The 24,431-nt window shown below is 41.3% G+C and carries 22 protein-coding genes and 1 tRNA gene; 5 read left to right on the top strand and 18 right to left on the bottom strand.

The features are described 5' to 3' along the window. Nucleotides 1–192: 192 nt before the first annotated feature. The 5 genes from purD to QXF67_01195 form a co-directional block, all read right to left on the bottom strand. On the bottom strand, nt 193–1,557 hold the full coding sequence (gene purD, locus QXF67_01215) for a phosphoribosylamine--glycine ligase (protein ID MEM3060136.1): 1,365 nt from the start codon (nt 1,555–1,557) through the stop codon (nt 193–195). Between the two features lie 24 nt (nt 1,558–1,581). Further along, nucleotides 1,582–3,093 (bottom strand): amidophosphoribosyltransferase, encoded by a 1,512-nt coding sequence (gene purF / locus QXF67_01210; GenBank protein ID MEM3060135.1) that lies wholly within the window; start codon nt 3,091–3,093, stop codon nt 1,582–1,584. Beyond that, on the bottom strand, nt 3,090–3,881 hold the full coding sequence (gene purQ, locus QXF67_01205; GenBank protein ID MEM3060134.1) for a phosphoribosylformylglycinamidine synthase I: 792 nt from the start codon (nt 3,879–3,881) through the stop codon (nt 3,090–3,092). Before purQ ends, purF begins: the two co-directional genes overlap by 4 nt. 6 nt (nt 3,882–3,887) lie before the next feature. Next, on the bottom strand, nt 3,888–6,860 hold the full coding sequence (locus QXF67_01200) for an AIR synthase-related protein (GenBank protein MEM3060133.1): 2,973 nt from the start codon (nt 6,858–6,860) through the stop codon (nt 3,888–3,890). Between the two features lie 338 nt (nt 6,861–7,198). Next, on the bottom strand, nt 7,199–7,702 hold the full coding sequence (locus QXF67_01195) for a hypothetical protein (GenBank protein MEM3060132.1): 504 nt from the start codon (nt 7,700–7,702) through the stop codon (nt 7,199–7,201). Between the two features lie 52 nt (nt 7,703–7,754). On the opposite strand from QXF67_01195, the gene purM reads away from it, so the two are divergent. The 3 genes from purM to QXF67_01180 all read left to right on the top strand — a co-directional run bounded on the left by purM (nt 7,755) and on the right by QXF67_01180 (nt 10,448). Beyond that, nucleotides 7,755–8,732 carry a phosphoribosylformylglycinamidine cyclo-ligase gene (gene purM / locus QXF67_01190; protein ID MEM3060131.1) on the top strand — a complete coding sequence of 326 codons (978 nt, stop codon included), beginning with the start codon at nt 7,755–7,757 and terminating at the stop codon, nt 8,730–8,732. Nucleotides 8,733–8,775: 43 nt separating this feature from the next. Beyond that, the gene (locus QXF67_01185; GenBank protein MEM3060130.1) at nt 8,776–10,074 is read left to right on the top strand and encodes a hypothetical protein; all 1,299 of its coding nucleotides are present in this window, start codon (nt 8,776–8,778) and stop codon (nt 10,072–10,074) included. Nucleotides 10,075–10,208: 134 nt separating this feature from the next. After that, nucleotides 10,209–10,448, top strand: a complete 240-nt coding sequence (locus QXF67_01180; protein ID MEM3060129.1) for a hypothetical protein — start codon at nt 10,209–10,211, stop codon at nt 10,446–10,448. Here QXF67_01180 and QXF67_01175 read toward each other — a convergent pair. The 11 genes from QXF67_01175 to QXF67_01125 form a co-directional block, all read right to left on the bottom strand. Then, complete coding sequence (locus tag QXF67_01175) at nt 10,432–11,499, bottom strand: M20/M25/M40 family metallo-hydrolase (protein ID MEM3060128.1); 1,068 nt, start codon at nt 11,497–11,499, stop codon at nt 10,432–10,434. The two genes, QXF67_01180 and QXF67_01175, sit on opposite strands and share 17 nt — an antisense overlap. Further along, on the bottom strand, nt 11,496–12,674 hold the full coding sequence (locus QXF67_01170; GenBank protein ID MEM3060127.1) for an aspartate aminotransferase family protein: 1,179 nt from the start codon (nt 12,672–12,674) through the stop codon (nt 11,496–11,498). The genes QXF67_01175 and QXF67_01170 overlap by 4 nt, the downstream gene beginning before the upstream one ends. Nucleotides 12,675–12,701: 27 nt before the next feature. Further along, the gene (locus tag QXF67_01165) at nt 12,702–13,520 is read right to left on the bottom strand and encodes a [LysW]-aminoadipate kinase (GenBank protein ID MEM3060126.1); all 819 of its coding nucleotides are present in this window, start codon (nt 13,518–13,520) and stop codon (nt 12,702–12,704) included. Between the two features lie 42 nt (nt 13,521–13,562). Continuing rightward, nucleotides 13,563–14,621: an N-acetyl-gamma-glutamyl-phosphate reductase gene (gene argC, locus QXF67_01160; protein ID MEM3060125.1), complete on the bottom strand. Its 1,059-nt coding sequence runs from the start codon at nt 14,619–14,621 to the stop codon at nt 13,563–13,565. 6 nt (nt 14,622–14,627) lie between these two features. Then, a complete protein-coding gene (gene lysX / locus QXF67_01155) occupies nt 14,628–15,479 on the bottom strand; it encodes a lysine biosynthesis protein LysX (GenBank protein MEM3060124.1) in 852 nt (283 codons plus the stop codon). Between the two features lies 1 nt (nt 15,480). After that, nucleotides 15,481–15,645: a lysine biosynthesis protein LysW gene (gene lysW, locus QXF67_01150; GenBank protein MEM3060123.1), complete on the bottom strand. Its 165-nt coding sequence runs from the start codon at nt 15,643–15,645 to the stop codon at nt 15,481–15,483. 91 nt (nt 15,646–15,736) lie between these two features. Next, on the bottom strand, nt 15,737–16,738 hold the full coding sequence (locus QXF67_01145; protein MEM3060122.1) for an isocitrate/isopropylmalate dehydrogenase family protein: 1,002 nt from the start codon (nt 16,736–16,738) through the stop codon (nt 15,737–15,739). A 2-nt stretch (nt 16,739–16,740) separates the two neighbouring features. Then, the gene (locus tag QXF67_01140) at nt 16,741–17,244 is read right to left on the bottom strand and encodes a 3-isopropylmalate dehydratase (protein ID MEM3060121.1); all 504 of its coding nucleotides are present in this window, start codon (nt 17,242–17,244) and stop codon (nt 16,741–16,743) included. Next, nucleotides 17,245–18,495, bottom strand: coding sequence for a 3-isopropylmalate dehydratase/homoaconitate hydratase family large subunit (locus QXF67_01135; GenBank protein MEM3060120.1), 1,251 nt, complete (start codon nt 18,493–18,495; stop codon nt 17,245–17,247). It lies immediately after the preceding gene. A gap of 6 nt (nt 18,496–18,501) precedes the next feature. Beyond that, nucleotides 18,502–18,753: an Lrp/AsnC ligand binding domain-containing protein gene (locus QXF67_01130; GenBank protein ID MEM3060119.1), complete on the bottom strand. Its 252-nt coding sequence runs from the start codon at nt 18,751–18,753 to the stop codon at nt 18,502–18,504. Between the two features lie 9 nt (nt 18,754–18,762). Further along, nucleotides 18,763–19,842: a hypothetical protein gene (locus QXF67_01125; protein ID MEM3060118.1), complete on the bottom strand. Its 1,080-nt coding sequence runs from the start codon at nt 19,840–19,842 to the stop codon at nt 18,763–18,765. 79 nt (nt 19,843–19,921) lie between these two features. On the opposite strand from QXF67_01125, the gene QXF67_01120 reads away from it, so the two are divergent. Beyond that, entirely contained in the window at nt 19,922–20,596 is a 675-nt protein-coding gene (locus QXF67_01120) for a hypothetical protein (GenBank protein MEM3060117.1), read from the top strand. A 46-nt stretch (nt 20,597–20,642) separates the two neighbouring features. Next, nucleotides 20,643–20,714, top strand: a tRNA-Arg gene (locus QXF67_01115). Between the two features lie 345 nt (nt 20,715–21,059). Here the strand turns inward: QXF67_01115 and QXF67_01110 are convergent. Together QXF67_01110 and QXF67_01105 are read right to left on the bottom strand one after the other, a co-directional pair. After that, on the bottom strand, nt 21,060–23,516 hold the full coding sequence (locus QXF67_01110) for a DNA-directed DNA polymerase (protein ID MEM3060116.1): 2,457 nt from the start codon (nt 23,514–23,516) through the stop codon (nt 21,060–21,062). An 18-nt stretch (nt 23,517–23,534) separates the two neighbouring features. Continuing rightward, nucleotides 23,535–24,419, bottom strand: coding sequence for a hypothetical protein (locus QXF67_01105; GenBank protein MEM3060115.1), 885 nt, complete (start codon nt 24,417–24,419; stop codon nt 23,535–23,537). Nucleotides 24,420–24,431 lie beyond the last annotated feature (12 nt).

Below are 24,431 nucleotides of genomic sequence, written 5' to 3'. Positions count from 1 at the left end.
TTACATAGGCTTTTTACATAGGATAGTGTATATGCACTTACATGTTTCTTTTTTGTTTTTCTTTTTGAATCTTTTTAGTGGTTGGTTGATTGCTGCTACTTCAGCTCTTCTCTTTGGTTATGCTGTTTTAATACATGGACGTGTTTGCAGCTGATAATTATATGAGCTTTTTCCTCGCCCTGATCTGGATGTTTATATAGATTCTTCCTTGAGGCTTCTCAAGCGGTTCATCCTAGCTATTTTTTTATTTATAAGCTCTTGTGTTCCGATATCTGCTCTGTGACGAAGAGGACCTGAAACACAGGAACAAGCCCATTCTGCTGACTTCTCTGCTTTTGCAATCGAATCTGCAACTGCAAGGACACCTATCGACCTTGATTTTCTGGTGTAGATGATATTGTCCTTTTCGTAAACAGAAGCAAAATACAATTTTGCCCCTGTATTGTATACGCAGTTCCAATCTATGCGTATTGGCTGGTCGGATTCTGATTTTTCAGGATAGCCTTTCGGTACAAGATATTTGCAAACGGTTGCTTTTTTTTCAAATGAGAATGCTGTGTTTTGAAGCTTGCCGTGTGCCATTGACTCAAATATTGAGTAGAGATCGCCGTTCAATACGGCAAGTACATTTAGGGCTTCTGGGTCTCCAAATCTTGCGTTAAATTCTACTAAATTTATGGTTGTTGGAGTTGCCATAAACTGTCCATACAAAACCCCAACAAAGCTGTTTTTTTCACTTCTGAGGGCCTGGATTGTTTTTTGCATGATAGAAACAGCGTATTCGTATTCTTCCTTGGAGATGAATGGAAGGAGATGATTTGAGTCCGAATATGAACCCATGCCGCCAGTGTTTGGGCCGGTGTCTCCTTCAAATGCTAGCTTATGGTCTTGAACAAGGGGCATAGGATAAAGAGTTATACCGTCAGAGAACGCCTGGAGCGTAAATTCTTCTCCACTAAGCTTCTGTTCAATAATTACTGATTTGATGCCTCCTATCTCCTTATCAAATATTTCTTGAACATATGCTTTTGCGTCTTCTGGACCATTTAGTTGTACGCCAACAACCTTTACGCCTTTTCCACCGGTTAAGCCTGATGGCTTTACCGCAACATTGCCTCCGAGAGAATCAATAAAAGAGAATGCTTCCTCGGTGGTCGTACATACTTTAAATTTAGGATTTCCAGGGATAGAGTATCTCTGCATAAGGTCTCGTGCAAATGATTTATCCCACTCTATTTGCGAAGCTGCTCTTGTTGGAGATGCACAAGTAACGCCGCGTTGGATTAAAGCATCTGATACCCCTGCTTCAAGTGTGGCATCGGGCGATGAAAATGCCAATGAAATGTCTCTGGACTTTGCATATTCTGCTATTTCTGCTGCATTACAGATGTTTCCAATTGCGTATTCCCCACCAGATAGTTCGCAAAGCGCAGCTATGCCTGGATTTTTCGCGTCCATATACGCAAAAAACCTCACGTTTTTATTTTTGCAGACGGTTGCTGCTATTGCATGTTCTCTTGCACCGTTACCGACCAAAAGAAAATTTTGCCTAACCATCAAACCGCCAGCCAAGGAACAATTCTACTCTCCCTCCCATATTCTGCAACCCTTTAGTTTCCCGCCATGAGCTTTTAGCTTTTTTGAAAGCTTTTCGGCGGTTTTTGTAGGATATTTGTCTGTTATGCAACCAAGGCATAGGCGGTCTCCGAGTCCGATTGCAGAAACTAAGTCGTCTATTGGCAGATAGGCCAGTGAATCTGCGCCTATCTTTTTTGCTATTTTGGCAACATTGTAATTTGCTGCTATCAATTCTGAGTAAGTCGGGAGGTCAATTCCATAAAAACATGGAGCTATGATTGGAGGAGAAGTTATTCTAACATGGACTTTCTTTGCTCCGCCTTTTTTTAGGAGGGCTACTATCGGCCCGCAAGTTGTTCCGCGGACTATCGAATCATCAATCATTATTATCTCCTTGTCCTTGATCAGATGTCGCACTGGATTTAGTTTTAACCTCACAGCTTCATTTCTCTTTTCCTGCGAAGGCATGATGAATGTTCGACCAATATAACGATTTTTTAGTAGTCCTTCAACTACAGGTATTCCCGAACGCTCGGAGTATCCTATTGCGGCTGGTCGTGCCGTATCTGGAACAGGCACAATTGCATCTGCATCTACTGGCATCACTTCTGCAAGCCGCCTGCCAAGCTCAACCCGCACCTCATAAACTAGCCTGGATTCAAGAATTGAATCCGGTCTTGCAAAATAAACGTATTCGAACATGCAGTGAGCCGGCTTCTTGTTTGGCATAACTACTTTTCTGCTAATTCCGTGTTCATTTACAACGACAACTTCGCCAGGCTGGACGTAGCCAGATAGCTCTACTTCATTAATGTCCAGAGCAACGGATTCTGAGGCAAAAATCATCTTCTCGTTGTCTTCTCCATAGCAAAGAGGCTTTATTCCGTAGGGGTCTCTGAAAACTACAAGGTCTCCTTCACCGCTTACTAAAACTGCAGAATAGGAACCATCAAGCTTTTCCATGCATTTTCGCGCAGCAGAGAAAAAGTTGTGGGTTTTTTCATATTCAAGTGCAAAGAGATGTAGTATTATCTCTGCGTCGCACCCCGAGGATATCATTCTACCGCTCTTGGCAAGCTCGCTAGAAATTTCAGAATAATTTGCAATATTGCCGTTATGGGCAAGCGCCATGCCTCTTTTTGGGCTTGATATTATTTGGGGTTGTGCATCTTCTTTTGTACACCCCCCGATTGTTGGATATCGGGTGTGACCTATTCCGACATGTCCAATCAAGCTTTCTATGGCTTTTCTGTCAAATATATCGGCTACTAACCCAAGGCCTGTCTTTACAAATATCTTGCTTCCATTGCTTGTGGCAATTCCTGCTGAATCCTGACCTCGGTGTTGGAGCATTGAGAGGCCATTGTATATTCTAAACGAAACTGGGTGACCTATCTTTGAATATATACCAAAGATACCGCATGCTTCGCGTTTTCCTTCTCTACGTGAATATGGGTCTAGCTCTTCGTTGAGCTCTTTTAGTGGGACTCTTTGTAATTGGCTTTTAGGATTCACAATAGCTCACCTTTCATGTATCTTACTGCATTTTCAAATATGTTGATTCCCATAATTTCTCTTCCTCCCTCTCCACGAGTCCATCTTGGATGGTGATGAAAAAAGATATGACATTCCGGATGAGGCATAAGGCCGAAGATTCTCCCTGTTTTGTCACATATTCCTGCTATATTTTCCTCCGAACCGTTGGGGTTGGACGGATAAGGTGCCAGATTGCCTTTTGAATCAGTATATTGAAGACAGATATATCCGTCATCTTTCAGCTTAGTCTTTATCTCTTTTTTTTCTACTATGAACTGGCCTTCTCCATGTCTTACTGGAAGATAAAGGCGGGTTATCCCCTTAGTAAAAATACACCTGCTTTTTGGATTTGCGGTTAGATAGACCCATCTGTCTTCGAATCTTCCGGAGGCATTTGAGAAGAGTGTTGCTTCTTGGGTAAAGGTACCTGAAATATTTGGAAGGAGACCTATTTTTACAAGTGTCTGAAAGCCATTGCATATTCCAATAATGAGCTTTTCTTCATCTATGAATTCAAGGAGTTGGTCCCAAAGCCTTGTTCTTATCTTGTTTCCATAAACTTTTCCGGATGAAATGTCATCTCCAAATGAAAATCCACCGGGAAATGCAATGCAATGGTAATTAGAGAAATGTTCCTCGCCACAAAGAAAGTCGTTTAGATGGATGATTTTTGCCTCTGCCCCTGCCAATGAAAATGCATGGCTTGTTTCAATCTGGCAGTTTATTCCAAAGCCAGAGAGGATTGCAACTTTTGGTTTCTTCTCCATTGTATTTCACCAATTGAGGGTTCGTTTCCACGCGCTCTTTAGATCCTCTAAGCTTGCGTCTAGGATTACCTTTCCGTTGAGACCTCTGATTTTGAGTTGCGGTTGAGATGTTGTCGTTCCTATACACGAGACGCTTTTTCCCATTATCCTCTCAAATTCTTTCTCTTTACCTTTTTTTACTTCAATCAGTATCCTCCCTGCGCTCTCTGAAAAAAGGATATAGTCGTCTCTCATCTGTCCCTTGTAATTTATCCTTCTCAAATCAACTTCCGCGCCTATCTTTCCTGAAAAAGCACTTTCTGATAGAGTAACTCCAAGCCCTCCATCTGAGCAGTCGTGTGATGATAGGACCGACCCCGAACATATTGCCTTATAAAGCAAAAAGTATTGATTTGAAAATTTCTTTGCATCTGTCCTTGGAACGGTTCCCCCAAAAACACCTTTTAAAGAAAAGTATTGACTTGAACCAAGTTCGTCTTTTGTTTGACCCAAAAGATAAATTGGATTTCCAGAAGACTTGAAATCTATTGTAATGGCCTTTTCTACATCTGGAATGAAACCTATGCTTGTAAAAAGGAGTGTTGGAGGGATAGATATTCTTTTTTTGCCAACCAAAAAGTCGTTTTTCATACTATCTTTTCCGGATATACAGGGTGCTGAATAAGCTATTACACAGTCGTATAGAGCTTTGCAAGCTCTAACTAATGCCCCGAGCTTCTCTTTACCGTCTGGATTTTCTTCTGATTCCACTGGATCAGGCCAGCAGAAATTATCTAAAATCGCAATTCTTGATGGATCTGCACCTGTTGCAACCACGTTTCTAATTGCTTCGTCAAAGGCACAGGCTGCCATCCAGTAGGGGTCTATATCAGAGTATCGCGGGCATATACCATTTCCTACAACCAATCCGGCTTTCTCGTTGAGGAGGGGTTTTATAACTCCGGCGTCTGATGGTCCGTCGTTTTCTGCACCCGTGAGAGGCTTTATACACAGGCCTCCCCCTACTTCGTGGTCATACTGTCTAATCACGTATTCTTTGGAACATATATTGTATGAGGAAAGAAGCTCAAGAAGCTCCTCCAGAAGATTTTGGGGTTCTGGGAGTGTAGGATGAGGGCTTTCTTTCTTTTTCCACTCGGCTCTGAGTTTCATTTGTGGAACGCCTTTATGCAAAAAGTCCATGGATAAGAGGCCGACGGTTTTGCTTCCATACTTCACATGGAAGAATCCTGTGTTTGTAAATTTTCCAACAACTGTTGATTCAACAGATCTCTTTTTTGACAGAGAGAGGAAGTCTGAAATTTTTTCTGGGGGGACTGCAACGGTCATTCTCTCTTGGGACTCTGAAAGGAGAATCTCCCACGGCTTCAATCCAGGATATTTTAGGGGTGCTTTCTCAAGTTCAATTTCGCATCCTCCTGATAGTTGCGCAAGTTCGCCTATAGATGACGAGAGACCACCGGCTCCGTTGTCTGTTATTGCAGTATATAGTCCTTTATCCCTTGCTTCCATAAGAAAATCGTACATCTTTCTCTGAGTTATGGGGTCGCCTATCTGCACTGCAGTAGGTGGAGCTTCCTTGTCAAGATGGACTGATGAAAAAGTAGCTCCGTGTATCCCATCTTTTCCTATTCTTCCTCCGACCATGACTGCAAGGTAACCGTCCTTTATCTCCTTTTGATGGGTTTTTTTTCCCATTATAGTTGAGGGCATAATCCCCCCGGTTCCGCAATATACAAGTGGCCTTGCAATATAGCGCTCATCAAAAACTATACAACCATTTATCGTTGGGACGCCCATCTTATTTCCTCCATGCTCAACCCCCCTTCGCACTCCTTCAAAGATTCTTTTTGGATGTAGCACTCCGGCTGGAATCTTGTTTGGTGGAGTGTCAGGTGGAGCAAAGCAAAAAACGTCTGTGTTGAAGGAAAGCTGAGCACCCAACCCTGCACCAATAACGTCACGGTTGACACCAACTATTCCAGTAAGAGCACCGCCGTAAGGGTCAAGAGCTGAAGGAGCATTGTGAGTTTCAACCTTAAATGCAGCATTGTAGCTGTCAGTAAACTTTATTATTCCTGCATTATCTGAAAACACAGATACAAGCCAATCGGCGTGTTTAGAGACTTCTTCAGTTGATGAACGGATATATGTGTTGAAAAGTGAATTTATTTTTTCTACCCTGCCATTTTCGTCTTTGTATTCTATCAGTGCGTTGAATATTTTGTGTTTGCAGTGCTCCGACCAAGTCTGGGCAATTGCCTCAATTTCAACATCAGTTGGTTTGAGAGATAAGCCGTATTTTCTTCGTAATTCCTGAGTCCTCTGGTCGTTATAATATTTCTTTATGGCGGTCCATTCCTCAGATGAAAGAGCAAGACATCTCTTTTGAGAAAGGAGCAAAAGCTCATCGGACGGAACGTTTATATCTATCTCCTCTACGTTTGGGGTCTGCGAGAGGACGACTTTTGGAATTGTTATGGGAAATCCTTTTTTGATGTCCCACTCTCTGCTAGGTATTATAGTTGCTCGCTCGATTAAGGGGTTTGATAGAATCTTGACCGCTATTTCGCGTGCCTGAGTATCAGAGATACTCCCTGAGATGAAGTATTGAGTAGAGGTATATACTGCTCCCCTTAGTTTCCTTCCAAGAAGGTCTTCGCAGGCTTCCTTTGCGGTTGTACCAACATTATCTGTTACTCCTGGAAGAAAGCCTATTTCTATTGCATGTGAAAATGGCAAGTCTGATTTTAATGGGGTGGATATGGAATATTTTTCAACAACTAAGTCGCAAAAAAGACTTTTTGCAAGAAGTTCTGCTTCGCTTCTCGTAAGCTCATCATCGATGACATACACAGAGACTGTACGAACTGAAATAACTGAATTTATGCCAAGGTCATTGCGTATTCTCTGCGTTGTCCATATACCACGAGTGTCCTTTGACTGGTCCTTGAGTCCTACCTCTATGCGAGTTACCATAATTCTTTTTCGCTTTGATGTTTATTAATTTTGCCTCTGGTGATTTTGTTAGCTTATTGTGGGTATTGTGTGTATTGTAGGTAAATGTTTTATTTGTGCCGGCAGAGGGATGAGATTTTTTAGGACTCAAGGATGTTTGCGAGTTTCTTGATAGTTGGTTTGTTTTCTATAAATTCTTGAGGTCTCATCAAAACCTTATTGAGTGATAAAGTGAGGAGTAAGATTAAATCAACATGAGATAACAGAGCTCTCCTGTTGTGGATTTCTGCTTTTTGTCTGCCACCACTTAGAAGGTCTTGTGTAGGTTTTTTATTTCTTCTTCGGACTCTGGACGTTTATTAACCTATTCCTAAACCTTGACATTGAGCATTTTGTGGTCTGCAACCTTCTGGGCAACATCTCTGATTTATTAGACAAACGAAGCTGTTGTAACAGCACCTATGGGTATTTGGATCATAGGGTTGGACACCGCAGAACATCTGGCCTCCGCCTCCTCCGCCTCCTCCACCTCCTGCACCGCCACGGCACGATAAGTTCCACTGCTGGCCATAGATAGTTTCAAGAACTGCAGGAGCTATCACTGAAATAAGGATTCCTATAAGAGCTCCCATTAATAAAGATGTTGACCACAGTGACGAGCGGGCCCGCATTTCTGCACCCATAAGCTGGCCGCCTGCATAAACCAAACCTGCTCCTATCACCATAATCATTGAAATTGTAGGAAGGAGGTTGGATATAAAAGAACATAGGTCAGTTAGAGCATTTGATATGTTTTCAATCTGAGCCCGTGGAAAAGAAAAGAGAAATAAAAAAAAGACCAGAAAAAAAGAGAGTTTACGCATGTATTTACATCATGGTTGAAAATTTTAAAGGTATACTTCCTGAATATCTGCGATGGTCAAGTACAGAGACGTCGGCATCGATATCAAAAAGGCTGCAAAGATCCATGAGCTAATAGAGAAGATAGTCAGATCAACAGAAAACGAATTCAGCTATGGGCTTTTTGGCCATTATGCTGGAATTTTAGTGATTGGAAAAGAAAAAATAGCCGTCACAAACGACGGTGTTGGAAGCAAGATTCTCGTTGCGCGAAGCCTAAATAGATTTGATACTGTTGGTATTGACTGTGTCGCAATGGTTGCAAACGACATCATCTGTGTAGGGGCTAGGCCAGTTGCTATAGTAGACTACATAGCGCTCCAAAAGCAGGATGATAAGCTTGTTTTGGAGTTGATAAAGGGACTTGCAAAGGGCGCACGTGAAGCTGGTTGTGTAATTGTTGGTGGAGAGACGGCAATACTTTCCGATATAATAAATGGCTTTGACATTGAGGCTACGTGTGTAGGTGTTGTTGAAAAAGAAGTGATTGATGGAAGCAAGATTAGGAGAGGTGATGTGATAGTTGGACTTGAGTCAAGTGGTTTGCATTCTAATGGCTACACGCTTGCAAGAAAGCTATTAGGAAAAGGATGGGAAGAGGAAATGCTTAAGCCAACGCGCATATACGTAAGTGCTATCCGTGAGATGAGTTTGAAGTGCAAGATCAATGGACTTGCACACATAACTGGTGGCGCATTTTCAAAGCTTACTCGCTTATCTCGTCATTTTGGTGGTGGATTCGTGCTTGACAATATGCCTGAATTGGGTGGTATTTTTAGAGAGTTATATGAGAAGTTAGGGAAGAACGATTATGAGATGTATAGAACGTTTAATTGTGGAATCGGCTTTTGTGTTATTTGTCCTCCTGACGAAGCAGAGAGTGTAATAAAAATTGCAAAAAGAAAAGGAATCGGTTCTGACGTTATCGGAAAAGTAATGGAAGATAGAGGAGTAAGGTTAGTTAGAGATGGGAGGAGTATATCGCTTCTTTAAGGCGTTTTTGGTTCTTTCTTTTTTTCTAGCGGAGCTTTTTTGCATGGCTAGTTTTGGAGATGTCGTGCATGAAATAGCCAACAAAAATATGGAAATTGCGCAAACGTTTTGGCATTATAGTGAGAATTTTGGTGGTATTGAAGAGAGGACTCCTTCTTTTGATGACCCGGTGGTTTTTTCAGAAGCAAAGGTTCTTTCAGCTATGCCGGAAGTTGACGGAAGAATTAATAGTGGAGAGAGCACTTTTATTCTGGTTGGGTGGGGCGAGAAACACGCCGGCAATATAGAAAAAGTGATCCCAAATTCGCCTTGCCAACCAACACGCGTTACTCTAAGTGAAAGAGGGGTTAGGAACAGCCTTAAGGCTACATTCAGGTTCCTTAGGGTTGAGCGGCTTGTTGATGTCACAGGCCCTATTATTTCAGTTCCTTTCTCAAAGGATGAACTTGAAGCTGACATTGAAAAGGAAGAGAACAGTACAGCTGCGCGCAAGAATAAGATTGAAGTAACTCTGAATGGAACTATTTACTTTGATTACGATGAGACTGAACAAGGCTACAAGTATCGCTGTGATGAAGAAGGCTCTTGCAAGTGTGAGCGCTATGAGTCGGGGAGAATAAAAACGTTTGAGAAATTCGTAAGTGACCGAAGAAGCTTTGAGGTCGAAGCCGAAAAGCTTGATTATTTTGTTTTTGGGCCGAGTCTTCTTGAGAATGTCGTTGGCAGGAACGTTTTAGAAATTTTTATTTTTTCTCGACAGAAGCTCCAAAGGATAATGGTATTAAAAGATGATGGAGTGATTGCATTCAGACAGATGCATAAATTTCATAACCGTTCTGATAACTTTGGAGTATGGCGTGTTAGAATTGAAAACGAGAGCTTCCAAGAGGCTGAAGGAATCTTGTGGAAGGAAGCTTTCTCACAGCCATTAGCTGTCCTTGGAGAAAATTCTTCATTTTCTTATCTTTATATGATAAAGAAGGAAGTCTATTTTGAGAGAGGAAAGAGCAACATCTCTATTGTGGTTACGAATGACTTTTTTAAAGACAGATATTTTAATTTTTCAATCATTACAAAAGAAAAAACTGCAAGTATTGTGGGGGATGCAAAAAACGGAAATTTCAAAATAGTTGGGATGGATGGAGAAGTTGTTAACGAAAAGAGGGAGAGGATAAAGTCCGGCTCTATTTTATTTGAATCGTTCTTGGGAAATGAAGGATATTTTCCGAGTGCAGGATTATTTCGAATGGATGAAGGCATGCTAATTGCAGGAGATTATGGCTTAGTGGTTGTAGGAGTGATATTTTTGTATTTTGGGTTTTGGATTGGAAAAAATATATAGGAATACGTATGTAACAGCGCATTTTTATAGTTTTTAAAATGACAGACAAATTCTTTTTTAAAAATTAAAAAAAAACCATAAAAGATTTTTGAAAGACAAAATGCTTTAAAAATTATTTTTTATAAAAAACTTCTATGCGACCACTGATAGTTAGTCCTTTTAAGCCACACTTATTAATAAGTATGCTTATCTTTTTGCTTTTGTGCCTCATGGTTTTCGAGGAGAAATTGAAAGGAAGACTTTTCATTTTAACTGTTGTAAGTATACTTTTCGTTGTCTTTGTTTCTGCATATGCCTACGAAGCTAGGGAGATATCGGCAATGGCTGTTGAAATGTATACAAAAAAGAATGAAAAAGCTAATGAGAAGAAGTAAGATTTGACAAAAAATTTTTTAGTACAGCAATTGCGGTATCATAATCTTTCCAACTGAGAAATTCCTTGTTTGTATGATCAAGACGAGCATCTCCTGGACCGTAGGCAACTGTAGGAATACCCTCTGCCATGGTTATATTCATATCTGCACTCCCAAGTTTTTTGATATATTTTGGTGTTAGATTAGTGGAGCGAATTGCGAGGACCAGTTTGCGAACTAGTGGGTGTGATTGGTTAATCTCACACCCAAAAAGCTTTTCTTTTATATTTATTTTGATTCCTTTAGGTGCAAGCGACCTAAACAGGGCGATTATTTCTTCTGGATTCTTTGTTGGGGGAACTCTTACATCCATGTAGAAGTCTAAATAGCCAGGTATGACGTTTAGTTTATCTACTCGTCCATAGTCTATATGAGTAACGTTAAACACGACAGAGTCAAAGGTATTTTTCTTTGGGAAATGGGGTCGTAGATTTTGATAGTAGGATACCATTTTTTCTATCGGATTCTCTGTACTAATGCCGGCATGAGCCTCTTCACCATCCGCCCTACAATTTATAACTATCCTGCCCTTGTATGCAATGATTACGCCACTACATCCAGAAGGCTCACCGTTTAGAGCCATTTTTGGTTGTAGATAACTAAGAAGATGGCGTATTCCCTTTGAAGTTGGCGCTTCCTCTTCCACTACGCCTGCAACGACGACCTTAACGTCAGAGGGGGAATGTATCCCTGCTTCTAGTATGGACGCAAGGCATCCTTTTGCGTCAACGACTCCTCTCCCTGAAATTCCTTCTCTGGATTTTCTAGCTTCCCAGAAACCGCTGACAGTATCAAGATGGGAGAAGAGGAGAATATCCGGATAAGGGTATTTATTGTAATCGTAGTTTGCACCAATTACATTTCCAGCACTATCTATCTTTACGTAGCTGTATCCAAGCTCGATCATTCTTTCTTTGCAAAGATTTGCTGCTGCTTGTTCATGCCCGGAAAAACTTTGTGTGTTGACTAATGAATAGAGAAATTCTCTTGCTGATTCGTCCGTGTGATTCATTGAAGCGCCTTTTCAAGAGCTATTATAACTTCATCAACGTGTTCCTTCGTAAATGAAAGGGGTGGGAGGAACCTAACGACCATATCGCCTGCCGGAAGTGCAAGAACGCCATGGTCCATTAACTTTAATATGTAATCTCTGCTTGGTTTTTTTAGTTCAATTGCAATCATAAGTCCCATCCCCCTAACCTCTCTTATAATAGGAACTTTTGACTTAACCTCGTTGAGGCGGGAAATAAAATATGACCCCACAGAAAAGGCATTTTCGCAGAGGTGCTCTTCTTTTATTGTTTTTATTGTGGCTAATCCTGCTGCGCAAGCAAGAGGGTTTCCCCCAAAAGTACTCCCATGCTGAAGGGGAGCAAAGTCAAGACCATCTCGTGCAATTATTGCACCGCATGGAAAGCCGCCAGCTATTGTCTTTGCAAGACAGAGAATATCTGGGGAAACGCCCCAATGCTCGCAAGCAAACATCTTGCCTGTCCTTCCAAAACCGGTTTGGACTTCATCAAAAATTAGAAGCACGCCTTTTCTGTTGCATATCTCACGTAGGGCTTGAAGATAGCCGTTGGGTGCAACTCTGACTCCACCCTCTCCCTGTATAGGCTCAACTATAACACCGGCTGTCTCCTGGTCAATTGCTGATTCAACTGCTTGCGCATCTCCAAATCTTACTCTTTTTATTGTGCTAAGAAGTGGCTCAAACGGCTCACGGTATTTTGGATTGAACGTAAGTGAGAGTGCGCCTATGCTTCTTCCATGAAAAGCATTCATGGTGCAAATAAACCCTTTTCTTTTTGTGTTGAGCCTTGCAAGCTTTATTGCTCCTTCCACAGATTCTGTTCCGGAGTTGCATAGAAAGACTTTTCCTTTTTTGAGGCGTTCTCCTGGTGCAATAGAAAGTAGGAGTTCTTCAAACTCAACTCTGAGTTGAAGGGGAAAAACCTCCGGACAAGAGATTAGCTTTTTTACCTGTTCCTCTATTGCCCGTACTAACTTGGGGTGGCAGTGACCCAACCCAGCAACTCCGTGACCCATCACACAATCTAGATACCTCTTACCCTCTGAGTCGTATAGATAATGACCTTCTCCTCTCTCTGCTACAAATGGGCGTTTTATATAGCAAGAAAATTCGGCGTTTTTTTCTCGCTTAATAATTTCTTCTTTTGTCGTCATAGTATATCACGAGTAGTTTAAACTGGATTATATTCTACAATGTGTCCCGGCACCGGCCAGGAGATTAGATATCGGATTTTGGAGTCTTCCGTTACCGATGATGAATTCTTTGACTCCGCCTTGCAATGCTTCTGCGCAGGCGTACAGTTTCTTTTTCATTCCTCCACTTTCCCTTCCCCCGCCTGCTTTTTTTATTGCTTTGAAAACCTCCTCTAAGCTTAGTGAGGGAACTATCGTTCCTTCCTCATAGTATCCATCTACGTCAGTTAGTGAAATGATAGTGCTTCCTTTTGTGGCTATTCCAATTGCAGCTGCCAATCTATCTCCATCGACGTTAAGGGGCTGGTTATTCTCTCCGATTGCAAGGGCCCCGATTACTGGAACGTAGTTATTTTTAAGAAGCAAAGTTAGAAGCTGTATGTTTATCTTTTCTATTTTTCCAGTGAAGTCATCTCTTATTAGCTTTTCCTTTCCTTGTTCGTCTATGTGATACACTATTTTTTGCTTTGCAATAATTGATGCGCCATCAAGACCGTTTAGTCTCACTGCATTTACCCCTTCTCTTCTAAGAGCAAGAATTACGTTCGTACTGGCAACACAAACCGCGAGATTATACACAACTAAAGTTTCTGCATCCGTATATCGTGATTTGAATCCTGATGGTGAAGTTATAAATTTTGGAGTTAAACCCATCTTTCTGCAAAGCTCGTTCATTTGAGCGCTGCATCCGTGTACTATTATTATTGTGTAGATAGAGGTTAAAGTTGCGATGTCTTTTGCTACGTTTTGTAGTGAATCCGCAACGCTTCCTCCGATTTTAACAATGAGTGTTGGCCGTTCATCCATAAAAAAACCTTTTGAGGGTCTATCTGATAAGTTCATCATAGGCTAGTAGGGATGGAAGCCGGGGTACCACAAACCTGTTTTTTCATCAAGGTTGAACATTATGTTCATGCATTGTACTGCCTGGCCACCACTGCCTTTTACAAGATTGTCTATTGCCTCCATTAGGACTATTCTGTTTGCATGCTCATCAATCTCCCATCCTATGTCTGCAAAATTTGTGCCTGCAACTGCCTTTGGTTCTGGATAACGATGAAGAGTCTCCTTATCTTTTACTAATCTTATAAACGGACAAGAAGAATAGAAGGTTCTATATAATCTCCATAGGTCCGTATCAGTTAATTTCTGGTTAAGAAATGCGTGTACTGTTGTAAAGATTCCGCGAACCATTTCGACTGCATGAGGAGAAAAGGAAACATTGATCTTCTTTCCAGCGGCTTGTGAAAGCTCCTGTTCTATTTCAGCTATATGGCGATGACCCGATGGTTTATACGCCCTCACGACTCCCTGCCGTTCAGGATGGTGAGTGGATATATCAAAGCTTGCACCTGCGGCTGATGAGCCTATCTTGCTGTCTATAACTATGTGATCTAGATCGATAACACCTGCCTTAACTAGAGGGTAAATACAAAGAATTGCACTTGTCGGTAGACAGCCGGCACAGCCAATAAGTCTTGACCTTTTTATTTCTTCTCTATGTATTTCGGGAAGCCCGTATGCGGCATATTTGAGGAGTTCGGGATATTTGTGCGTTGAATAGTAACGTTCGTATTCTGATTTGTCGCGAAGGCGAAAGTCAGCGGAAAGGTCAATTATCTTTAGGTGTGGGGAAGTAATATACTCTGCAACGTAATCTTGAGATTTTTCGTGTGGGACACAGAGGAATATTACATCGTTCTCCTCAGGGTTGACTTCTCTTGCGGAGACAAAGGTCGCTTTTGTAAAGGAACGCAGATTTGGATTTAATTTTGTTATAGGTACGCCTTTGAATCTTTCAGAGGTGAGGCTTTTTATTTCAATGAATGGATGCATGATTAGTAATCTTGTCAGCTCTCCACCAGTATAGCCTGATGCTCCGATTATGGATGCACGTATCTTTTCCATTTATCTTCACTGTTTTGATTTTTGTTTAATCCAGGAAATCATTTTTTCAGCTATGTTTACACCTGTCGGTGCAATGGAGTTTCTAAACTCAGTGGTGTGATTTATTTCATGTACTACATATCCAGCGTCTGTTTCCATGATATCAATGCCGTATATACCTTCGTCCAAAATTCCTACTGCTTTGAGACATATTTCTTCCAGCTCATCAGTAAGGGGGCAATTTTCAGCTTTTCCACCACGCCCTGTGTTAGTTACCCATCCTGATTTTTCTGTTGATATTCTATAAATAGCGCAGATGACTTCATCGCCAACAACAAATGCACGTATGTCTCGTCCGGGTTTGTTGATGTGTTCTTGCACATAGTAAATCTGCTGCCACGCAGATCCCATCACCTCTCGGCATTCGAGAACTGCTTCTGCTGCATCCCGGTCGTTTATCCGATGTACAAGTCTTGCCCACGAACCAATGGTAGGCTTTATTACGCAGGGGTAGCCAAGATTATCTATCGCTTTCATTGCGCTTTCTTGGCTAAATGCCAGAAAAGTGCGAGGAGTGGGGACTCCGGCCTTTGCAAGAAGGGTGGAGCAATATGCTTTATCACCACATACCTGTTGTGAAAAGAAAGTGTTCACTACCCAAGAGCCATGAGTCTCAAAGTAATGAGTTAGGTAAAGGGTCCTTGTAAATGAACTTGAACGTTGAAGTATTGTTTCAGGCACTGTGGTTGGCTGTTGAGTAAGTTGAAGTATAGCTTGGTTGTCATTTATACGCTCGAACTCCAGACCCTGTTTTTTTCCCTCTTCAATCAAGAGTTTATTTTCTGGAGTAAGGATGGTATAAATAAGAGCGCATACCAAGTCATTCGCCCCAGTCCTCTTGGATTTCAGGAGCTCTTTCAAGCTGTATCGGATTTATGCTTCTTACTTCAAGCCTTGAACCACAATCTGGACATTGAAGTATTTCGCCTAGTTCTGTGCCTTCTTTGATTTCTATTGTTCCTGCGCATTCTGGACAATCGGCCATAATATCAACCCGGTAGATTTTTGTGTGTTTATTTATTGTGCATGTCTAAATAATACTATTGTTAAAAATTTAACAAAAAATACAAAAATTGTTATTCTATGTTTCTTTCTACAGCATAGATAAATTCGCTTGTTTTTGAATTTCCACCTACATCCTTGGTCTTTATGTTTTTGAGGTATGTTTTTGATATTGCCTCCTCGAGTTTTTTTGCCTCTTTTTTAAAACCAAGATATTTTAGCATCATAGATGCTGAAAGAAGCATTCCTGTAGGATTTACGTAGTCTTTACCTGCATATTTTGGAGCAGAACCGTGGATAGGTTCAAAAAGCGCAATTTTTTCTCCGTAGTTTCCAGAGGGAGCAACACCCAGTCCTCCCACAAGTGCTGAAGCCTCGTCTGATAATATATCTCCAAACAAATTTGTAGTAACAATAACTTGAAAATCGTAAGGGGACAGGATAAGCCTCATTGCTGCGGAGTCTATAAGGGCATCTTCAAAGTCAAGTCTGTCTTTGTATTCTTCTGCAATTTTATTTCCACAAGATAGAAATAGTCCATCTGTTTTTCTGAATATTGATGCTTTGTGAAGCAATGTAACTTTTGAAAACCCTTCTTTTTTTGCGTATTCGAATGCAAATCTAATTATCCGTTCGCTACCTTTTTTTGTTATTATGCGTAGTGATGTTGCCTTTTCATCGTCTCCTTCCTCAATGCCACTGTAGAAACCTTCAGTATTTTCCCTTACTATTGCAAAGCGTAAGTCAGGGCGTATACATGGAACATTGGGCAGTGAAAAAAAAGGACGTAGGTTTGCGTATAAGTCCAGCTCTTTTCTTAATGTGACGATAGCACTTTTATAGTTGGGTATGTGTGGGGGGGTAGTCACGGCACAAAAAAGAATTGCATCGCATTCCTGGGCGGCTTGTACGGTGTGGGGGGGTAAAGGGTCTCCATATTTTTTAAAAGTAGAATATCCAGCTTCACCTTCAACCCAATCAACACTAACGAGCATATCAACTATTCTGCGGGCATAGGTAACTAATTCTGGGCCTATACCGTCTCCATTTATGTAGAGTATTCTTTTTCCAACCATAATTAGTCTCGCTCCAAATCATCAATTTTGTTCTTCTTTAAGAACTCAATTATACCTCCATATTTTCGTATTTTTTCCATTAGAGGTGGGATAGTAATTTCTAATTCGGTGTGTCTTGTCAAGTTTCTTAGTTTTTTGCCGTCTAAGATAAGTTCGTCGCCGTCTTTCGTTGAGTCTATGAAAGTTGAAGTTCCAATAATTAAAAGAAGTCCATTGTTTATTGCGTTGCGGTAAAATATTCGTGCATAGGATTTAGCAATCACGGCTTGAATTCCGGATTCGATGATGGCATAGACTGCGCTTTCGCGAGATGAGCCGCAGCCAAAGTTTCGTCCCGCAACTATGAAATCCCCTTTTTTTACTTGTGCTGAAAATTCGGGCCTGTATTCAATAAATGCTATTTTTCCAAGCTCCGAGCGAGTTGATACGAGATTGTATCTACCTGGAGTAATCAAATCTGTGTTTATGTTGTCGTCGAATTTCCAGGCTCTTGAAATATTTATCACCTATGACAGATATTTTCTTGGGTCAGCTATCTTTCCTTCAATTGCGCTTGCTGCTGCGGTTGCCGGTGAGGAAAGGTATATTTTTGCCTTTGGAGATCCCATTCTGCCTGTGAAGTTTCTATTGCTGGTGCTCAAACATACGTCGTTGTCGGATAGTACGCCCATATGCCTTCCAAGACATGAACCGCAACCTGGAGGAGTTATTGTTGCACCTATCCTCAAAAACTCGTTGAGATATCCTCTTCTGGAAGCTTCCTCAAGAACATAACGGCTTGATGGGGTTATTATGAGTTTTAGCTCTTTGTGTATCTTTTGTCCTTTTAGTATCTTATAAGCTACTTCAAGGTCTTCAATTCTGCAATTTGTACATGAGCCGATGAAGACCTGTGTTATTGGTGTGCCTTCTACCTCACCTACCGGAACACCAAAGTTTATATCTGGAGGGCACGCAACTGTTGGCTCTACTTTTGAGATATCAAAAGTCAGTGTGTCTGAAAAATCCGCATCTTTGTCTGATCTCATGTGTAAAAAAGGCTTAAAGCGCTTCTGGGAACGCAAATAGGCTTCTGTTTGTTTGTCTGCAGGGACGATGGCGCTTTTTGCACCTATCTCAGCGCACATATTGCATAGCGTAAGGCGCGATGGAACATCAAAATTGCTTATTGAACTACCGCCAAATTCAACGACTTTGTAGTTTGCTCCTTCGCTTGATAGCTCCTTTGCTATTGTGAGGATAACGTCTTTGGGATATGAACCAGCTAAAAGCTCTCCTTCAAGATTAATAAGAAGAGTTTGTGGTACGCGAACCCATATTTTTCCTGTTGCCATTGCCACTGCGGCATCTGTTGAACCGAAACCAACAGCAAGGCAGCCGAGGCCACCCCCTGTTGGAGTGTGGCTGTCGGCACCTACGAGAAATGTGTTTGGGTATGTAAAAAATTCAGCCATAACTTGATGACAAACGCCCTGCGCAAAGACAGGGATAGAGTGCTTTTTTGCAAACGCCATGATTTTTGAGTGCATGGCAGCAACCTGAGTATTTGGGGCAGGATATGCATGGTCAAAGAATATAAAAATCTTTGACGGGTCAAACACTTTGTCAGAAAATGACTCAAAAGCGTCTATTGCCCATGTAGAAGTAGTGTCATGAGTAAGCAGATAATCGAAAGTTACTACTGCCAACTCTCCTTCCGAAAGTTTTCTTCCGGCTTTTTTTGAAAGGATTTTTTGAGTAAGCGTTTCTCCACTCATTTGAAACTACCTGGAATGCGAATCAAGAATGAGGAATGTAGTCTCGCTTTTTATTCCTGGGCATGCGCGAATAGATTCTACCACTGAATTTAGATCAGAGATGGAGGTAGAAGTCGCAAAGACAAGCAAATCAAAAGAGCCGGTCAGTTCCCATATTTTCTGGACGCCGGGAATCTCGAGGAGCTTCTTTACAACTTCGATTGTTTTTACCTTTTCTTCTGACACTACGCCTATAAATACACTAATTTTGTTTTCCATATTAAAACCCTAAAACTCAAACTCGAATAGGTCTCCCTCTTTCTCTTTCAAGCGAGATATTGTTTTTTCTATTTGTTGCTCTGTAAGTCCAAGGCCAAGTTCACTGGAAAGATAACGCAACAAAGTTCTGCCTGAGAATTCGCCAACCACTATCTTGCGTTTTCTGTTTAGCGAAGTGGGAGAAAAGGGTTCATATGCAACTCCGTTTGAGTTCAAAACTCCAAGTATATGCGTGCCGCCTTTGTGGCGAAATACGTTTTCTCCTACTATTGGAGTAAAGGGGTCACATTGAATGTGTGTAAAGTCGGAGAGAAGAGAAGAGAGCACAGGAAGTCGCTCTATCTTCAAGTCTTCTCTCTCTTTATTGATAACGTTTAGAACCATAGCAATTTCAGCAAGTTTTGTGATACCGGCCCTTTCACCTATTCCATTTATGGTCGCATGGACACAAGATGCTCCGGCTTCTAATCCTGCAATGGAATTTGCAAGTGCAAGTCCAAAATCGTTGTGGCAATGGACATCAAATTCTATTTTAGGGGCCGCACAAGATAAATCTCTTATTAGGTTATAGAAAGAACGCGGAGTTGCTATTCCCACTGTATCTGGTATAGCTACTCTTTCTGTTCCAAGGTTCTCGGCTTGGTTCACCATCTCTATAAGGTAGCTTTTATCTGCCCTTGTTGCATCTTCACAGGTAAACCTAACATGGAGTCCATGGGATTTTGCATATTCTATAGCCTCAACTGCTCTTTGCTTAGCAGTTTCCCTGTTGATCTTGAGCTTTTTTTCAAGATGGATATCAGAAACAGACATGTAAGTAGCTATCCATTCAGGGTCTAATGAAAGAAGAGCGTCTATATCCTGCTTAGTGGCCCTTGCGTGTAGGATGATTTTTGCTCTGGGTTTTGAATCTATGATTCTTTTGGACATTTCTCTCGTGTTTTGTGAGACAAGAGGTGCTAATTCTATAAAATCCACACCTAACGTGTCAAGTTCAGACGCAAGCCTAAGTGCCTGCTCCGGAGTAAAAGAAATTCCCGGTGCTTGTATTCCCTCGCGGAGAGTTGAGTCTAAGATTAAAGCTTTCATGTATGAATTTCTATGTTTTAGTAATTAAACGTAATGTTTAAAAAATAACAAAAATAATAGGTTTTGTTAGGTGAAGTTGATGTCCAGAGTGCCAATCGTTGTAAAGAAAATTATTGAGGAAGAACCATTTATAGATGATGCGCTGGATAAGGGATTGATTAACTACACCAAGCTTGCTTACTATCTTCAAAAGAGAGTGGAGAGAGAGGTCGGTGGAGAGGCATCGATTCCTGCAATTATGATGGCTCTGAGAAGGGTCAAAAGGAGGCGCGAAGGGAAAAAAGCTAATATTATAGATTTTTCTGGGTGTGAAATAACTGTCAAAGGAAGCTTATGTGAGTTCAATTACAGAAAAGACCCTAGAGCAGTAAAAAAGGCAAATTCTCTTTTTGAGATAGTTGACACTGAAAGTGGTGACGTTCTTAATATAAGCTATGGAAATTATGAAATATCAATTGTTTCTGCTGAGAAATACGCTCACTTAATTGAAGAGAGAATGAGAGGCGAAAGACTTCTTTCAAAGGCAAGCGGACTTTCCTTTCTCTCTATAAGGTTTCCGAAATCGCTCGTGGATTCTGTTGGGTTTTTTTCACTTATTACGCGTGCCCTTGCTTGGCACGGGATAAGCATAAAGGAAACCATTTCAACTTACACTGAATTTATTCTTGTTCTAAAAACAAAGGACTCGGCACGAGCTTATGAAATATTGACGGAGCTTTTCTCAAGAAAAAGAACATTTGGGATTATGGAATAGACTTTTTAGGGAGTGTCTGTTTCATTCTTAGTGCCATTTTTCACATGCCCCTATAGTTCAACGGAGAGAATGCCGGCCTCCGGAGCCGGTGATTGGAGTTCGAATCTCCATAGGGGCGCATATTTTTATATAACAAAGAAGATAATTCCTTCGCAGTGGCAGGCGGGCAACTAACGCTGCCGAGTCCTAACGGACAAGGAAGTGAGGAAGTTCTGCCCACTCCAATTTATAGTGCACCCCTACTTAAGGTAGGAGCGGGAACAGAAACGAATAACCGTTTTGCAAGGATGAGGATGAGGGAAAGCGAGACTTGCAAGACGAGATGAAACGGCTCGTGTGGTGCATGGAGTGCAAAGCCAATTTTCGGCTGCGCAAGTCAGATGTTGCCTTAGAAATCCTAAAGATAGGGTTTCGAAACTGAAGGCAGGCTATGTCCTGCCACTGCCAATTTCTTTTGGATAAGCTAAGACAGAAAGCCTGTTAGTGAGCTCTGATTTCCTTTAAACTTTAAATCGTCATCAGTATATCCAAGCTCTGCAAGTATTTTCATAACTGCCGGAAGAATCTGGCGCGTTATGTAATAATTGGCGTCGTAATCTCTTGCAAATTCTGCAAGCTTTGCCTTATCTGAAATTGAGGAGCCGTGTTTTGTTATTACATATCCGATTACGCTGCCCTTTTCAAGCTTTATTCCTTGCTCGATTGCCTTTCGTGCGGCGGCAAGTTCAGGAGAGATTACCTCGTAGCTGGCGGGGTCTTTTTGTAGCTGAGTAAATATTATTAGTTCCTCTATCGGCACTTTTCCCTGGTAAAGGCGATCTATGGTGTCCCTAACTATCTTGACAGCTTTTTCTTTGCTTCCATCCATCAAAATTGCTGAGAGCACGGCCTTTTGAGTATCCTTTGCTATTTTTGACCAGTCACGCCTTACTAGTTCAAAGCCGCGTATTTTGATTCTGCCCTGTTCGTCTATGAGGGCGTATTTCTTCTTTGCGCCCCTGGCGTCTTTTGAAACTTTTTTTGTTACGAACAAACCGCGTGGAAAAAAACCTTCAAGTTCAAGCTCCATATTGCCGGGTAGTGATTTATTTATTTTGTCCATGAACTCGAGGGCGTCCTTTTTGGATTTTTTTCCAAGAAGCAGGAATATGGAATCTGTGTCGCCATAAAGGACATCAAAGCCGGCATCTTGTGCCTTTTTTATGGTTTCTTGGATGTACTGTCTGCCCCACGCTGTTACTGACTCTGCACACTCTCGTGAATACCAACGACTTTTGGCATATGCAAGATAACCATAGTAGGAGTTAGCAAGTATTTTTAGTGCTTGTGATTTTGCAAATAGGTAATGGTAGCTATCTGTGTTTGGGCGGAGGGATTTAAGCTTTTGTTTAATTTCTACCCGCATATTTATTATTTCTTCGAGCACTTGCGGGATTAGTCCCTTTTTCTTCTTTGAGAATTTGTGTCCAAGAGGGGACATGTATGCATCTTCAGACGAGTGGGGAGGAAGAAGAGTAAATGGGTCTATGTTGTGGGAGCAGATGATTGAAGGGTAGAGGCCGCGAAAATCAAAAACTGCGATATTCTCATATATCCCTGGCGTTGGAATCTTTACAAATGCACCCTGAATCGGATTTTGCTCTCTCTTTTTTGCTGATTCCTGACTTGGTTTATCGGGAATTATTGCGTTATGCTTAGCTGACCGGTACATAAGGAGAGACTCAACAAGCTGACCGGCAGTGGAGCTTACAACTTCAAAAAGAGAAAGTTTGGTTATCTTGCTCATTTCTATTTGCATAGGAAGAAGTTTTTCAGCTAGTTCAAGGGTTTCCAATGCATCGTTCTTTGAGTATTCGGCTAGAAGTTCTCTGTCCTTTTCACTCCCGTCCCAGAGACGGTAGATGTCAAGTTTCTTAACAAGGCTTTTTGTCCGGCTTTCTCTTCCTGTGATTTCGCGATATGCGTCCTCAAGCGAATATTTAGGTAGCCTGAGAGCGCCTATGATGCCCATGAAGCGTATTATATGATAAAGGTCAAGGTGAATTCTACCGCTTATTTTTGCAAGCGTGCGCATTCCAAAGACGCGCCTTTTATAGGAAGATTTATCTCTGCCAAGTGCAAGTTCAATGCCAAGCTCCCTTGAACGCTCGGCTAGGTAGGGGATGTCAAACACAGAGGAGTTGTAGCCTACGAGAAGTTCGATATCCTCTTGGTCTAAAATTTTGCAAAAAGAGGAGATTACTTCCTCTTCTGATTTTTTTACTTCAACAAAATCAGAGTCGATTTTCTTGAAAGTAAGTACACGAGCTTTATTGCGCGTGGCGTAGCTAATCATTATGATAGGGTCATTTTTTGGTCGGGGGTTTCCTTGTGGATTATAGGTTTCAATATCAAACGCAAGCGTGTTTAGTTTGAATCCTTCGTCATCTTTAGATTTTATGATTTTGACAATTTCATTTTTCTTTCGTAGGTAATAGATACGAGCGAAATAAGACAACCCTTTATCTATAAGATATCTTTTCGCATAGGGTATGTTGTATTCATATGATGGGTAGGATTTAAGTCGCTCGCGCAGGATAGGAACTGCCCGTGGAAGATTGCAAAATACCTTCAAAAGACGTTTTTCTTTTCCGTACAGGTTGACCTTACATTCTTCGACCCTCACAACTCTTGCTTCAAGCCCCTGTGATTGTACGTGTAGTTTCATTATTTCAGGTATTTCTGACTGCGGAGCGTCTAGGTAAAAGTAGGGCTCAAAGTTAGGGTCATATAAGCGAAAAAATCTTCTTCCTTTGAGAAGCAGGCGGACTATTGGTGCCCCTTCCTTAACCACGTAATCAACTTCAATTAATATTGCGCTGGCTTTTTTGTTTTGGCTGTGTTCAGAGTTAGGTATAGTTTTCTTGTTTTCTATTTGCATCGGAATTCAATCCGCGTCTTATGTTCTTAACATTTTCTTTTGAGCTTCAGGTTGGTTTTCTGCCTTTCTGCTTAGAGCAAGAAGGGCTGCAGAAAGTAGGAGGATGAAGAGTGAGATAAGAAAGATGCGAGAAGAGATTTCTGCTATTATGTCTCCGGCTATGAGGATTAGAGAAGAATAGAGAGGTATGTTGGTGTACTGTTCCGGAAACAAACCGTAGATCACCTGCGGAAAAAGGAAGTACATGATTAGAGATAGAAAAGTCGTTGAAGCTGACGATGCGGTTAGAGCAATCCCAACTTTTCTTGCTGCTTTCTTGAAGTCAAATTCTAGGAGAGTAATAAGGATAGTTTGGACAAAAATAAATCCGCCTCCTATGAAGATTGAGAGATTTAGTATTTCTATATTAGACCGGACTTGCTCTAAAGCAGTTCTGGTTTGGTAGTCGGAGAATAAAATATCTGAAAGGTTTATTTTATCTGGAACGAGTCCTGGGGGGATTTGGGTTTTGATACCATCTCCAAATCGATCTACGTCAAATGAGTTGGGAGTTGGAAGCTCTATTATGAGTTCAAGACTGTTTTTCTCTTTTTTAAGATATGAAAAGAAATTTCTAAGGAGGATTTTGGATTGGGATTCAAGATAAGTAGGTGTAAGTGAAGAGACAAGATAGTTGTAAGGGGTTGGTGCTACGCCGGATACCCATTCCTTTGAGAGACTATAGATATTTCTGGTAGAGAGCTCCTTTAGATAAAAGTTTTCATCAAGCAAAACTTCTTTTGTGCAGAAAAAAACAAGGATAACGGGAAGCTCTAAAAATATAAGCATGGAAAGAAGCGCGGCGGTTGCTTTTCTTATAACTGGGAGAATATCGCTTTTTTCTGCTACATTTTGTACTACCATATTTTCAACTCT

The sequence above is a fragment of the Candidatus Anstonellales archaeon genome (assembly GCA_038869735.1).
Taxonomy (GTDB): Archaea; Micrarchaeota; Micrarchaeia; order Anstonellales; family CG1-02-47-40; genus JAWCQO01.
This window is presented reverse-complemented; position numbering and strand designations above follow the sequence as displayed.